Source organism: Ochrobactrum sp. PL_is501 (genome assembly GCF_055816895.1).
Genome location: NZ_JBVPGR010000036.1, coordinates 389467 through 402703, shown reverse-complemented (window position 1 = coordinate 402703; position 13237 = coordinate 389467). Strand labels below are relative to the sequence as shown.

Genomic DNA, 13237 nt, shown 5'->3' with positions numbered 1-13237 from the left:
AGAATGAAGATTTCCGCCTCCCCGAAAGCCGATCCGAGCGGCGAAGCAATGCTTGCCGTGCTGCAGGAAGCCGCACTGGAGGCGGGTCGCGTCATCATGAAGCACTATGCCAATGGTTGCGCGGTTCACAGCAAGAAAGATTCTTCCCCGGTCACGGAAGCAGATCGTGATGCGGAGGCTATCATCCTTTCGGCGCTGGCTTCGGTCGCCCCGGATATTCCGGTTGTGGCTGAAGAGGAAGTGGCGGCGGGGCGCCTGCCTGCGCAACTCGGGCGGCGATTTCTGCTGGTCGATCCCCTTGACGGAACACGCGAATTCCTGCTCCGCAACGGCGATTTCACCGTGAATATTGGCTTGATCGAAGATGGCGCTCCGGTTCTGGGCCTCGTTTATGCACCCGTTCGCAATCGCATGTTCATCGGAACCGGCAACGGTGCCGAAGAAATAACGACGACCGGGGATCATGCGATCGGATCGCGGCGCGGAATAGCGGTGCGTGTCCACGGGCCGGAGCGCCTCGCAGTATGCAGCCGCTCACACAATAATCCGGAAACGAAAAAATTCCTGAGCGACAACAGGATCAGCGACTGCGTTTCCGTCGGTTCGTCGCTGAAGTTTTGCCTGATTGCCAGCGGAGAAGCTGACATCTATCCGCGCTTTGGGCCGACCATGGAATGGGATACGGCGGCAGGCGACGCTGTTTTACGCGCCGCGGGCGGCTTGACGACCACTTTCGACGGGATACCGCTCTCCTACGGCCAGCGTGCCAGCGAAGGTGTCGCCGGTTTTGCCAATCCCAATTTTGTCGCTTTCGGAGGCGGATCACGGCCTGTTTTCGAGGCCGCTTGAATCTCTTTCCAGCTTTTCGGGTTCGACATTCAAAAAAACGACAAGATGCTCTTGCGGCTTGAAATCTGGAGCGTTATAAGCCGCCTCAATGGTCAAGGCCACATGGTCACGGAGTGTAGCGCAGCCTGGTAGCGCACCTCGTTCGGGACGAGGGGGTCGGAGGTTCGAATCCTCTCACTCCGACCATTTTTCCCGATGTTTTCGCTTTATTCCTTGTTGCCGAAAACCGACATACGCATGAATTCTCCGTCGTACTGGGCAAGGGCGACCACGCGCTTGCGGTCCAGAATCTCCACCCTGTTTGAACGGAACAGGATCAGCCCTTCTTCCCGCAAGTCGCGCAGCATCCGATTGAGATGGATCGGCGTCAGCCCCAGCGCATCGGCAAGCTGATATTGTGTCAGCGGGCAATGGAAGGAGTTCGCATCGCCCATCCCGGAGGATTGCACGCGGTCGGAAAGCTCAAGAAACAGATGCGCGGTGCGGACGAAGGCAGCGCGACAGCCGATATTGGTAAGATGCTCGATCAGCATGGATCGCTGGCGCGCAAGAAGCTCTATGAAAATCAGGCTTAGGCGTGGCGCGCGCTCGAGCGAGGCTTCAAGCGAGACAATCGGAATTTCGAACACCGACATGGGCGTGACTGCCGTGATCGTATTGTAGCTATAACCATTGGCGGTTCGAAACCCGAGAAAATCGCTCCGCATGGGGAAGTCGATAATCTGCCTCTCGCCGCTGGCCAGATCACGATAGACACATCCCCAGCCGGAACGCACGAGATGGAGGCTTCTGATTTGTTCTCCCTGCCTGATGATCGCGGCATCGGCGGCAAAGTCGTTTTCGATAATGGTGAGGGAAGAAAGCGCGTCTGTTTCCCGCGCTCCAAGCTTGGCGCAAATTGGAGAGGCCTCCAATAAACCAATGAGCGCTTCAGTCGTTGGGTCTGTGGTCTGCCTGCCACTGTGCATTTTAAACCCGTTGGAGCGTATTCCGATATGTGTAAAACGGCCTTTCGGCAAGAATGCGCATTAAGACGAACAGTTAGGGCGCTGATTCATCCAAGCAAATCGAAATGCGTTCCCTGTACGTCAGCAGCAATCAAATGGCGGTATTCCGTCTGGAAAACCTGGAGCATTTCCGGCGTAAACGTCGCCTCCGGCTTCTCAATTTTCAGTAAAGGCAGAAGTCCTCTAAACGAAAGATATAGAGGATATATCTCCTGCCGTTCAAGTCTATCTTACAATTGGTCATAAATTTTATGTATTGCTAACATAAGTTAATGACACGATTATTTCCCGATAGCAATATTCACGTTGGGCATGGTTGGGGCTCTATCCATGCAAGCATTGGAAAAAACTCGTCTCTGACGAAAGTAATAGTAGGATGCATAAACATCGAGCAAGTTGAGTATGCCGGGAGCATCACATGTTGGAAGCAAGAGGGGATAGCATTTGGACTGCTTTGGAGCAGGGGGATAGGGGACATGCTGCGGGTATTGAAGCCGCAGGGGGGCGGCGCATGTTGCTCATATGCAAGAGCAACCTTGAGCGGCAATGTCTTTATAACGGGCTTGTGCTGAACGGTCTCAAGCTGCCCGTGGAGACACAGGCGGCAATCGAGCTCGCGGACCCGACTGACGATATCGCAGTTGTTCTTATCAATATCGGCTCCAAGCGGCTGGCCGATCCGTTTTTCTCGGAAAAATTGCAGGCCGTAATCGAGCTTTGGCGTCCGGTTCCAGTGGTCTTTCTTGCTGAACGCGAGGAGTGGTCCCAGGTCGTGCGCGCCATGGAAATCGGCGCTCGTGGTTATATCCCCACTTCAGTTGACATCAAGGTCTGCGTCGAGGCTATTCATCTGGCTACTGCCGGCGGCATGTATGTGCCAGCTTCCATGGTTTTCCAGAGCGCGCCGACTGACATCGATGATGACGTGCTGGGAGAATTGCTCACGGCGCGGGAAATCGAGGTCGTCCATGCCATCCGGATTGGCAAGTCGAACAAGATCATCGCTTTTGAACTCGGCATGAGCGAAGGCACCGTCAAGGCGCATGTGCACAATATCATGAAGAAGATCGGCGCCGCCAACCGCACGGAAGTAGCGTGCAAGCTGCACAGAATGTACGGCGAGAAATTCGACGTCGATTAGCGCATTTCGATCTGATTGGATCAGATCGGCTATATCTCTATGGTTTAACGCGCATCTTTTCCGAAAACCGCTCCACACTTTTCGGGAAGCGCTCTCAAATGCTGGCTTCACGCAGGCCGCAATTGCGCTTGCGCTGGCGAAGAATCCTGAAAATTGAATTCCATTCCGGGACATTCGAGTTGAAGTGGTTGCTTTCTATTGAAAAACCGCGAAATTACCTGAATGCAATCCGAAGAAATCCAGCCCCAGGACAATTATGCAGCTCACGCCCCGTCACAATGCAATTCTAGAGCTCGCTCGCAAACAAGGGCAGGTTCTGGTGGAGGATCTGGCTGCGGCTTTTGACGTAACGCCGCAGACCGTGCGCAAGGATCTGAACGATCTTTGCCGCGCCCGGATGCTGCGTCGTATCCATGGCGGCGCGCTCTATCCGTCCGGCGTGGAAAATATGGAATATGAAGCGCGACGCCGCATCGCCGCGCACGAAAAGGAATCGATCGGGCGTGCTGCCGCCGAAATCATTCCAGACGGCGCTTCCCTGTTCATCAATATCGGCACGACCACCGAAGCCGTCAGCCAGGCATTGGTCGATCACAGCAATCTGATGGTCATTACCAATAATATCAACGTTGCCAATACATTGCGCGTCCATCCCTCAATCGAGGTGGTGGTTGCGGGCGGCGTGGTGCGCCCGTCTGATGGCGGCATTGTTGGTGAAGCCGCAGTGGACTTCATCCGGCAATTCAAGGTCGATTACGCAATCATCGGCGCTTCCGCGATGGATGAGGATGGCGCGTTGCTCGATTTCGATTTTCGCGAAGTGAAGGTGGCGCAGGCCATTATCGCCAATGCCCGGCACGTGATTCTCGTCACCGATTCCACAAAACTGGAACGCACCGCGCCGGTGCGCATCGGTCACATATCGCAGATCGATACCTTCATCACCGATCACTGTCCGTCGAACCAGCTGCGGGAATTGTGCCGCGAAAGCGAAGTCGAGCTGATCGAAACCCTTGGAGAAAGCCAGATTGAGGAAAAGCGAACCTAGTTTCGTTTCATTTTCGGTTTGCTTTCGTATTAAATGAATTATATTCGCTTTGGTTTTCGGAGAGCGGTCTTCGGGGTTCGCCATGGCGCAAGAGAATTTATTCGACATTTTTGTAATCGGCGGCGGCATCAACGGCTGCGGCATCGCGCGTGATGCGGTTGGCCGGGGATTTTCCGTTGGCCTTGCCGAAATGAACGATCTGGCAAGCGGCACCTCGTCGCGGGCAACCAAGCTCATTCACGGCGGTTTGCGCTATCTGGAGCACTACGAATTTCGTCTGGTGCGCGAGGCGCTGATGGAGCGCGAGGTGCTGTGGGCCAATGCGCCGCACATCATTCATCCGATGCGGTTCGTGTTGCCTTATCACAAGGGCGGGGTGCGCCCTGCATGGCTGCTGAGGCTGGGGCTGTTCCTTTATGACCATCTGGGCGGGCGCAAAAAGCTTGCCGCCACGCGGACGCTCGACATGCGTTCCGATCCGGCGGCAGCGCCCTTGAAGCCGCTTTTTACCAAGGCATTCGAATATTCGGATTGCTGGGTTGACGATGCGCGCTTCGTTGCCTTGACCGCCCGCGATGCTGCGGATCGCGGTGCGATGATCCGCACCCGGACCAAAGTCGTGGCGGCCCGCCGCGACCGGGAATGCTGGACCATCACGCTGGAAGATACTGGCACGCACGAGCGCGAGGACGTTCGCGCCCGCCTGCTGGTCAATGCCGCCGGTCCATGGGCGGACAGGATTTTGCGGGATGTCGAGGGAGATCGGCAGCTTCACAATGTCCGCCTCGTTCAGGGCAGCCATATCGTGGTGCGCAGGAAATTCTCCGATCCGCGCTCCTATTTCTTCCAGAACAATGACGGGCGCATCATATTCGCCATTCCTTATGAAGACGATTTCACCCTGATCGGCACGACCGATCAGGACTATCAGGGCGATCCGGCCAAGGTCGCGATCACTGACAGCGAGACCGATTATCTTTGCGCGGCAGCCAGCGAATATTTCAAGGAACCCGTCAGTCGCGGGGATATCGTCTGGACTTATTCCGGTGTCCGGCCGCTTTATGATGACGGCGCCAGCAAGGCACAGGAAGCGACCCGCGACTATGTGCTGAAAGAGGATGCGCCCGATGGGCTTGCTCCGCTGATCAACGTGTTCGGCGGCAAGCTGACCACGGCGCGGCGGCTTGCCGAACATATGCTGGAGAAGATCGAGCATCGGCTGGGAAAAAAGGGCGCGCCATGGACCCACGCCGCACCGCTGCCGGGCGGGGATTTCACTGATGTCGAGTTCGAGCGCGAGCTGCAAAAGATGAATGCCGCCTATTCCTTCCTGACGCCTGCTCACGCGCGGCGGCTGTTCCGGCAATATGGAACGCGCATTCATGTCCTGCTTGGAGATGCCGCTTCGCTCGCCGATCTCGGGCAGCATTTCGGGGCCGACCTTTACGAAGCCGAAGTGCGTTATCTGCTTGAGAATGAATGGGCTGTCAGTGCCGAGGATGTTTTGTGGCGGCGCACGAAGCTTGGTCTTCGCCTCAATGCGTCGGATGTTTCCTCGCTTGAGGAGTATCTGAAGCCGGCACGCGTCGCCTGACACTACAGTTGCATTCCTCGTGATGCCGGGCTGCAAAGAGCAATTTTTTGCGCTCCGGTGCTCACGTACCCTTAAGTACGCTCCGCTCCGGTGCTCGAAAATCACCCTTTTCGCCACGTCCTGACGAGTTTGCAACTGTAGTGCCAACCCTCTCAATCTTTAGCCGCACTTGCCAGTTGTGCCGTGAGCCGTCATTATCCTCCCATAAAGCGGGTTCCAGCCTTCCTGGGAGGAAAAGATGGGCACACCGCAAGACCGAACGCATGCTGACCGAATCCAGTCCGCGATCATGACGGCGGGTGGCGCTGCGCGGTCCGCTCTGGTCGCCTCGTGGCGACGCTCGGCGGAGCTGCACGGGCTCGACCCTGCCGAGCCGGGTGCCGTGCGCACGCTTTCCGATGGGGAATTCCGGACCGCTCATCAGCGTATCGAACGCCTTGCCAGCATTGCACAGGCCAGCATGGACCGTCTTTATCTGGCTGTCGGCGGCGTCGGCTGCTGCGTGCTGCTGGCCGATAGCGAGGGCGTGCCGGTCGAACGGCGCGGCGCACCCGGCGACGACGACACCTTCTACCGCTGGGGGCTGTGGACGGGCGCTGTCTGGAGCGAACAGAGCGAAGGCACGAACGGCATCGGCACCTGCATCGTCGAACAGCGCGCGCTGACGATCCATCGCGACCAGCATTTTCATACGCGCAATATCGGGCTTTCCTGCACCGTCGCCCCGATCCATGACCATCAGGGGCGGTTGATGGCGGCGCTCGATGTCTCCTCATGCCGCGCCGATCTGACAGAGGCTTTTGCGCAGCTTATATTGGTTGCCGTCATCGACGCCGCGCGGCGCATCGAGGCTGAAAATTTCCGTCAGGCTTTTCCTGATGCCCGTATCATGCTGGTTCCCAGCCCCGACCGTACCGGCGGCGCGCTGATCGCCGTGGACAAGGACGACCTCGTTGTCGGGGCGACCCGCGCCGCACGGCTTGCGCTGGAGCTTGACGATGACACACTGGCAGGCCCGTTGCCTGCCGCCGACCTTCTTGGCTGGCATGCCGACCCGCGTGAAGATATGGCGGAATCGGAGCGGAGCGTTATTCTGCGGGCTCTTGCGCGCGCCGAGGGGAATATTTCGGCTGCCGCCGGGCTTCTGGGCATCAGCCGCGCCACGCTTCATCGCAAGCTGAACCGTCTGAAGATCATTCGCGCCCATTGAGAAAGCCACGCTGAAATAGGCGGGCGAAACTGTCTCAATATTGCGACACATAACCTTGCCAGCTTGAATCTGCGGGATGACTCTTCCCCACCGCCGCGCGATCCTCAACCATGAAGCGCTGTAGGAGCAGCGTTGTTTCTGGGAGGATGTCATGAACAAGGTTGAATTCAGCCGGACAGTGAAGCCGGCCTTTGCAAAGCGCTATGGAAACTTCATCGGCGGCAAATGGGTAGAGCCCAAATCGGGCCGCTATTTCGACAACACATCGCCCGTCAATGGACAGGTGCTTTGCGAAATAGCCCGTTCCGATGCCGCCGATGTGGAAGCGGCGCTCGACGCAGCGCATGCCGCCAAGGATGCATGGGGCAGGACGAGCGCGGCTGAACGCGCGCTCATCCTCAATCGCATCGCCGACCGGATTGAGGAAAACCTGCCTGCGCTGGCGGCTGCCGAAACGTGGGACAACGGCAAGCCGATCCGCGAAACCACCAATGCCGACCTGCCGCTGGCGGTTGATCACTTCCGCTATTTCGCAGGCGTCATTCGCGCTCAGGAAGGCGGCATTTCGGAAATCGATCACGACACGGTTGCCTATCATTTTCATGAACCGCTTGGCGTCGTCGGTCAGATCATCCCTTGGAATTTCCCGATTCTCATGGCGACGTGGAAGCTTGCGCCCGCCCTTGCCGCAGGCAATTGCGTGGTGCTGAAGCCCGCCGAGCAGACACCGGCTTCCATCCTCGTTCTGATGGAACTGATCGGCGATCTGTTGCCGCCGGGCGTGGTCAATGTCGTCAACGGCTTCGGCCTTGAGGCAGGCAAACCGCTCGCGTCGAGCCCGCGCATCGCCAAAATCGCCTTCACCGGCGAAACGACGACGGGACGCCTGATCATGCAATATGCCAGCCAGAACCTCATTCCGGTCACGCTGGAACTGGGCGGCAAATCGCCCAACATCTTCTTCAAGGATGTTGCTGCCGAAGACGACGATTTTCTCGACAAGGCCATTGAAGGCTTCGTGATGTTCGCGCTCAATCAGGGCGAGGTGTGCACCTGCCCGAGCCGCGCTCTCATTCATGAATCGATCTATGACAGGTTCATGGAAAAAGCGCTGAAGCGTGTCGAAGCCATCGTGCAGGGCGATCCGCTCGATCCGGCCACGATGATCGGCGCGCAGGCCTCCAGCGAACAGTTGGAAAAAATCCTGAGCTATCTCGATATCGGCCGTCAGGAAGGCGCGGAAGTGCTGGCGGGCGGCGAGCGCAATGTCCTGCCGGGCGATCTGGCTGGCGGCTATTACGTCAAGCCGACCGTGTTCAAGGGCAACAACAAGATGCGCATTTTCCAGGAGGAAATTTTTGGGCCGGTCGTCTCGGTTGCGACCTTCAAGGACGATGCGGAAGCGCTGTCGATTGCCAATGACACGCTCTACGGTCTGGGCGCCGGCATATGGACGCGGGACGGAACGCGCGCCTATCGCTTCGGTCGCGCCATTCAGGCGGGTCGTGTCTGGACCAACTGCTACCATGCCTATCCGGCTCATGCGGCATTCGGCGGCTACAAGCAGTCGGGTATCGGTCGCGAAAATCACCTCAAGATGCTGGACCACTACCAGAACACCAAGAACATGCTGGTAAGCTACAGCCCGAAGAAGCTCGGCTTCTTCTGAGTGACTGTCCGCGGCCTGTAATCCGGCAATGCGGTGCGAATGCCCGTGCAGGGAAATCAGTCCAGCAGCTGATTTCCCTGTACGGATCTTTTGCTGGAATAGGAGCGCTGTTGATCCACAGTGTAGTGGATGAATGATGAAGCAACGGAAGGCGGATAAATATTTCCGGTGGCAAATTTCAGGTCGTATTAACTGAAAGGGATGATAGTATTTACAAAGTATATTTATCTTTTAGTTAGTGTAGCGACGGAAATATGAGGCCATATAATACCACCAAATATAATATTTACAGTTTGCGTGTACTGCAATTGTAGAAATTTTACTCCATTTCGCGTCACCATTCGTTCAATGTTGAATGTTGCCGTCGTGTCAATTGCTTCTGCATTGGTTCTGAGAAACGGAATGTTGGATATGCCGCCAAAGGGTATCGTGCTTACGCTAAGGGCAGTATTGGACTGGCACACCATTTTTTCTATATTGATCTGCTGGTGAAGCACATCTTTCAGCGGTTTGTTCAAATCGTCTGGATCATACCCACCGGGAAATGGTCCAGCACGATACGGGGCATTGTATCCGATTGTGAGGGGAGGTCCCCCCGGCACAGGACGCGCCAGGGGTGATGCTGAAGGGATGTATGGCGCTTGATCATCGGTATATGACGTGCCTTGTGCAAGCAGGGTCGTACCGTGCGGAATGCTCGACTGACGTACGACAGATGGCCCCCCGGGAGGACTTGTGGTCGCCGGTATGTTCAGCCAGATGCCGGGTTCGATGTGGATGCGCTGTCCCGTGCTCTGATCGTTTATTGTTTGAAGGTAGGTCACGCCCGCCAGAGATATGTCATCCTGACTGTCTCCGCGATTTACAACAGTTTGTGTTGGCTGAAAGGTCAGTGTCTCGGAGGTGGCATTGATCAAAACACGAAAAGATTTCCGATCGTGGAAATCAGGAAGTCCTATTACATTGTAACCAAATCCGGTCCAGGTTCCGGGCAAGTCGGCAAGAGGTCCGAGGGGATCGTCTGCAGCGGCAAAAATTGGCGAAGCTTGTTCATGATGGAGTTCGTCCATTTTGCTTTCCTTTTAATTATAAATACATTTATTGTTTTATATTCTATTTTAAAAATTTATATACGACAGTATTTACAGGATTATATTGTTAATATATACAGTATAAATTATTCCTGATAAGTGATGCGAGTCAGCAACCTGATGGAGGAGGCTATGGCTGAGGATATTTCAGGGAATGCTAAGAGGCAGGTGAGCGCCACGCCGGCGGCGCTCGAACTTATCCGCGAGTTGCAGGCCGAATATGGGCCGATCATGTTCCACCAGTCGGGCGGTTGCTGCGACGGATCATCGCCGATGTGCTATCCGCAAGGCGAATTCATCGTCGGTGATACGGACGTGAAACTCGGAGAAGTCGGTGGCGCGCCGGTCTATATCAGCGGTCCGCAATATGAAGTCTGGAAGCACACCGAGCTCATCATCGATGTCGTTCCCGGACGCGGCGGCATGTTTTCCCTCGACAATGGGCGCGAAGTCCGGTTTCTGACGCGCTCGCGGGTCTGCTCAATTCCCTGATTTCTCTTTTCGTTTTGCGGCGAAGCGGTTAGAGCATTTCCAGCAAAAGTGCGAAGCGGTTTTGCGTCGGATAATGCGTGAAAACAGAAGGATAGATCGGAGGGGAGGGAGACGATCCGACATGGCCGCAGCAGGAAAACGAGCAACGATACATGATGTGGCGCGCCTTGCCGGCGTGTCGATCAAGACAGTTTCACGTGTCTATAATGACGAACCGAATGTGCGCGAGGCCATTCGCGAAAAGGTCCGGCAGGCCGGAAGCGAGCTGCGTTACCGTCCCAATGCCGCGGCCCGAAACCTTGTCGAACGCCGTTCTCACCTGATCGGTCTTTTCTTCGAAAATCCGAGCGCCAGCTATGTCACCGAATTGCAGATGGGGGCGCTGGAACGGTTGCGTGACACACGATACCGTCTGCTGATCTTTCCGGTCGAAAATCGCGATGATATTCGCGGCGCGCTGATCGAAACGGCGCATGCTTCCGGCCTTGACGGCATTATCGTGACCCCGCCCATGTCGGACGATCCTGAAATTCTTGCCGAATTGAGCGCCTCTGCAATGCCCTTCGCCCGCGTTGCAGGCGACGTGAATGTGCACCCGACCGACAGCGTCACCATCGATGACGAGGCCGCTGCCGCAGATCTGATGGAATATCTTCTGAAACTCGGCCACCGCCGGATCGCCATCGTCATTGGCGATCCGACGCACCGTTCGGCTGAACTGCGTCTTGCTGGCTATCGGCGAGCGCTGCAGGAGGCGGGGATCGAGCGCAATCCGGATTATGAGGTGCAGGGCGGCTTCAGTTTTGCAAGTGGGCTTGCGGCGGGAGAAAAGCTGCTGTCGCTCGCCGAGCCGCCCACTGCCGTATTTGCGTCGAATGACGATATGGCGGCTGCCGTCATGCAGGTCGCTTATGACCGTAACATCGCTGTGCCGGATCAGCTGACGGTCGTGGGTTTCGATGACAGCGCCATTGCCAGTATGGTCTCGCCGCAGATCACCACCGTCCGCCAGCCGATTTTCGAGATGACCCGCGATGCGGCGGATATGCTTTTGAAGCAGATCGAAACCGGCCATGCATCAGCTTCGCGGCGGATCGACTACAAGCTCATCATCCGCCAGTCTTCCGGCAAGGCACCGATTTAGCTCTGCGCGGGATGCGCGGGGAAGAACCGCTCCCGCGCATAATTGCTGCCGAAGATCATGTCATATTGCAGCATCTGGTAGTCGCGGAGCAGCGGCGGGAAGGGCGGCCGTTGCTGCCAGCCTTCCTCGGCGTTTTCCGACCGGTCGAAAACCGCATGATTATCGACAACCCGGTATTGCTCGTGCAACTGGCGCAGGAAGCCGGTGTAATAGGGATGCTGCATCCCGGCCATGTCCAGAATATGCAGCGGCAGGAAAGCCGGGCTGATCGTGCCGGTGCCCCGCTCCGCGCCACGCTTGTTTGACCACAGGACAAGCGGCGTCTCGTGCTGCAACATCATGTCGGCGGCAGGCGCCGTGCGGCTTGCAACCCGGTTTGGCATGAATCCGGTCTCGACATAGACGGGGCCGAGCGGGGGCAGATGGTCGCCGAAGAAGACCAGAATGGTTTCGCGGTCACGCCTGGACGCCCATTCCATCAGCCGCGCAAGGCTTGCATCGGCATCCATCGCGCCTTGCGAATAGGAGCGGATCGACTGGCGCGTATGCTCGCTGGCGTCGGTCTGCACATCAAGTCTGGAATCCGGATAACGGTTGGTTTCGTAGGGGCCGTGTCCCTGAAGGGAAACCGCGAAGAAGAAGAACGGCGCGTCGGTGGCGTCAGCCTCCCGGATGATTTCATCGGTCAGGGCCGCATCCGATGCCAGCGCGCCGCGCTTTTCCAGCGGCGGCATGTTCTCTTCCGACATGAACCGGTCGAAGCCCATGTTTTCATAGACGGGGCCGCGGTTCCAGAACCACTGCCGATAGGGGTGGATCGCCCGCGTGGCATAGCCCTGATCCTTGAAGAAGCTTGCCAGCGACGGCAGCGGGCGGCGAATATATTGCTGATAGGGAATGCTGCCGGAAGGCAGGAAAGCCTTGGAAAATCCAGTCAGCGCCTCGAATTCGACATTGGCGGTCATGCCGCCGAATTCCGGCGAGAAAACATGGCCGGACTGTTCCGCACGCACTGTCGGGATCGGGTCGGCGCTGAAAGCCACGCCCGGAAGGCGCGTCGGGTCCCAGAAGGATTCGCTCATCACCATGATGACGTCGGGCTTGCTGCTGTCGAAGGCGGCAGGGATCAGCTGCGCTGGCGGTTCGATGGCGGCGATTGTCTCGGGCGAATAGCCGTCAGGGGCGAAGACGGTTGCCATCGGCACATTCAGGATGAAGGCCATGGTGAAGCCGTTATGCGCGTAATTTTCCTTCTGGTCCCACATGATGGGCAGGATGCGCAGACGGTCCCGCGCCAGCGAAAAACTCGCATAGTCGGAAATCACCGCGAACCAGGCCAGCAGCGGCAGCGCGAAGGCAAGGCGCAGCATGCGCCCCTTCCACGGAATGGGATCGAAGCGCCGCCACCAGAACAGGGTAACGGACACCATCAGCGCCAGGCAGGCGATGAGCAGCAGGCCGATGCCCAGAGCGCTCCATGGCCGGTCGCGCACCAGAAGCGGCAGCAGGTCGACGATCTGGCGGGCATAGAGAAAGTCGCTCGGATAGAGCGGGTCGCCAAGATAGAGGCTCTTTTCGCGCGCCGTTGTGGCGGCAAGCAGCATCATGGGGCCGATGACGAAAAAGCCGTAATGAATGCGCCCGAAAATCGCGTCGCTTGCGGTGAGCATGACGACGAAAAGCGCCACGGTCGTCCATGCGGGCTTGTGCGGCGTGCGAAAGAACTGCATCGTTTCGGTGAACGAGCCGCGCACGATCCATTCGACGGCAAAGACAAGCAGGGTTGAGAGAACGACGGAGGCAAGTGCGATTGCGGCAAAGCGCAGGGGCCACGCCATGCGGGCGGGCCCGAAAATCGCCGCATCGCTCCAGCGACGCGTCTCTGCGTTTTCCATCACATCCGACATGTACTCGCAACTCCCGATAATTTCAAAAAGCGTGTCACATTTCCGTCATGGAAATGTCAACTCACGTTTGACCCGCGCTTGGGTC

Annotated in this window: 11 protein-coding genes and 1 tRNA gene; 9 read left to right on the top strand and 3 right to left on the bottom strand. The window is 57.3% G+C overall.

Features of this window, described 5'->3' with window-relative positions:
- Positions 1-3: 3 nt before the first annotated feature.
- The gene (gene cysQ, locus AC0TOF_RS15280; protein WP_473768890.1) at positions 4-849 is read left to right on the top strand and encodes a 3'(2'),5'-bisphosphate nucleotidase CysQ; all 846 of its coding nucleotides are present in this window, start codon (positions 4-6) and stop codon (positions 847-849) included.
- Positions 850-958: 109 nt separating this feature from the next.
- Positions 959-1035 (top strand) — tRNA-Pro (locus AC0TOF_RS15275).
- A gap of 20 nt (positions 1036-1055) precedes the next feature.
- Here AC0TOF_RS15275 and AC0TOF_RS15270 read toward each other — a convergent pair.
- Positions 1056-1817 (bottom strand): Crp/Fnr family transcriptional regulator, encoded by a 762-nt coding sequence (locus tag AC0TOF_RS15270; RefSeq protein ID WP_473768889.1) that lies wholly within the window; start codon positions 1815-1817, stop codon positions 1056-1058.
- A 457-nt stretch (positions 1818-2274) separates the two neighbouring features.
- Between AC0TOF_RS15270 and AC0TOF_RS15265 the strand changes: the two genes are divergently transcribed.
- The 5 genes from AC0TOF_RS15265 (at position 2275) to adh (ending at position 8518) form a co-directional block, all read left to right on the top strand.
- Complete coding sequence (locus tag AC0TOF_RS15265) at positions 2275-2997, top strand: LuxR C-terminal-related transcriptional regulator (RefSeq protein WP_473768888.1); 723 nt, start codon at positions 2275-2277, stop codon at positions 2995-2997.
- A gap of 256 nt (positions 2998-3253) precedes the next feature.
- Positions 3254-4045 carry a DeoR/GlpR family DNA-binding transcription regulator gene (locus AC0TOF_RS15260; RefSeq protein ID WP_473768887.1) on the top strand — a complete coding sequence of 264 codons (792 nt, stop codon included), beginning with the start codon at positions 3254-3256 and terminating at the stop codon, positions 4043-4045.
- Positions 4046-4127: 82 nt separating this feature from the next.
- Positions 4128-5639, top strand: coding sequence for a glycerol-3-phosphate dehydrogenase (gene glpD / locus AC0TOF_RS15255; RefSeq protein WP_473768886.1), 1512 nt, complete (start codon positions 4128-4130; stop codon positions 5637-5639).
- Between the two features lie 238 nt (positions 5640-5877).
- Entirely contained in the window at positions 5878-6849 is a 972-nt protein-coding gene (locus AC0TOF_RS15250) for a GAF domain-containing protein (RefSeq protein WP_473768885.1), read from the top strand.
- A gap of 151 nt (positions 6850-7000) precedes the next feature.
- Positions 7001-8518 carry an aldehyde dehydrogenase gene (gene adh / locus AC0TOF_RS15245; RefSeq protein WP_473768884.1) on the top strand — a complete coding sequence of 506 codons (1518 nt, stop codon included), beginning with the start codon at positions 7001-7003 and terminating at the stop codon, positions 8516-8518.
- Between the two features lie 224 nt (positions 8519-8742).
- On the opposite strand, the gene AC0TOF_RS15240 is transcribed toward adh, so the two are convergent.
- On the bottom strand, positions 8743-9588 hold the full coding sequence (locus AC0TOF_RS15240; protein ID WP_473768883.1) for a heme-binding protein: 846 nt from the start codon (positions 9586-9588) through the stop codon (positions 8743-8745).
- A 123-nt stretch (positions 9589-9711) separates the two neighbouring features.
- On the opposite strand from AC0TOF_RS15240, the gene AC0TOF_RS15235 reads away from it, so the two are divergent.
- Together AC0TOF_RS15235 and AC0TOF_RS15230 are read left to right on the top strand one after the other, a co-directional pair.
- Positions 9712-10101: a DUF779 domain-containing protein gene (locus AC0TOF_RS15235; protein WP_473768882.1), complete on the top strand. Its 390-nt coding sequence runs from the start codon at positions 9712-9714 to the stop codon at positions 10099-10101.
- Between the two features lie 121 nt (positions 10102-10222).
- On the top strand, positions 10223-11245 hold the full coding sequence (locus tag AC0TOF_RS15230) for a LacI family DNA-binding transcriptional regulator (protein WP_473768881.1): 1023 nt from the start codon (positions 10223-10225) through the stop codon (positions 11243-11245).
- On the opposite strand, the gene AC0TOF_RS15225 is transcribed toward AC0TOF_RS15230, so the two are convergent.
- Complete coding sequence (locus AC0TOF_RS15225) at positions 11242-13152, bottom strand: LTA synthase family protein (protein WP_122003097.1); 1911 nt, start codon at positions 13150-13152, stop codon at positions 11242-11244. The two genes, AC0TOF_RS15230 and AC0TOF_RS15225, sit on opposite strands and share 4 nt — an antisense overlap.
- Positions 13153-13237 lie beyond the last annotated feature (85 nt).

Bases quoted from the DNA above. Each gene is read 5' to 3' on its own strand.
- cysQ (WP_473768890.1), top strand. From the start codon at position 4: ATGAAGATTTCCGCCTCCCCGAAAGCCGATCCGAGCGGCGAAGCAATG.
- AC0TOF_RS15270 (WP_473768889.1), bottom strand. From the start codon at position 1,817: ATGCACAGTGGCAGGCAGACCACAGACCCAACGACTGAAGCGCTCATT.
- AC0TOF_RS15265 (WP_473768888.1), top strand. From the start codon at position 2,275: ATGTTGGAAGCAAGAGGGGATAGCATTTGGACTGCTTTGGAGCAGGGG.
- AC0TOF_RS15260 (WP_473768887.1), top strand. From the start codon at position 3,254: ATGCAGCTCACGCCCCGTCACAATGCAATTCTAGAGCTCGCTCGCAAA.
- glpD (WP_473768886.1), top strand. From the start codon at position 4,128: ATGGCGCAAGAGAATTTATTCGACATTTTTGTAATCGGCGGCGGCATC.
- AC0TOF_RS15250 (WP_473768885.1), top strand. From the start codon at position 5,878: ATGGGCACACCGCAAGACCGAACGCATGCTGACCGAATCCAGTCCGCG.
- adh (WP_473768884.1), top strand. From the start codon at position 7,001: ATGAACAAGGTTGAATTCAGCCGGACAGTGAAGCCGGCCTTTGCAAAG.
- AC0TOF_RS15240 (WP_473768883.1), bottom strand. From the start codon at position 9,588: ATGGACGAACTCCATCATGAACAAGCTTCGCCAATTTTTGCCGCTGCA.
- AC0TOF_RS15235 (WP_473768882.1), top strand. From the start codon at position 9,712: ATGCGAGTCAGCAACCTGATGGAGGAGGCTATGGCTGAGGATATTTCA.
- AC0TOF_RS15230 (WP_473768881.1), top strand. From the start codon at position 10,223: ATGGCCGCAGCAGGAAAACGAGCAACGATACATGATGTGGCGCGCCTT.
- AC0TOF_RS15225 (WP_122003097.1), bottom strand. From the start codon at position 13,152: ATGTCGGATGTGATGGAAAACGCAGAGACGCGTCGCTGGAGCGATGCG.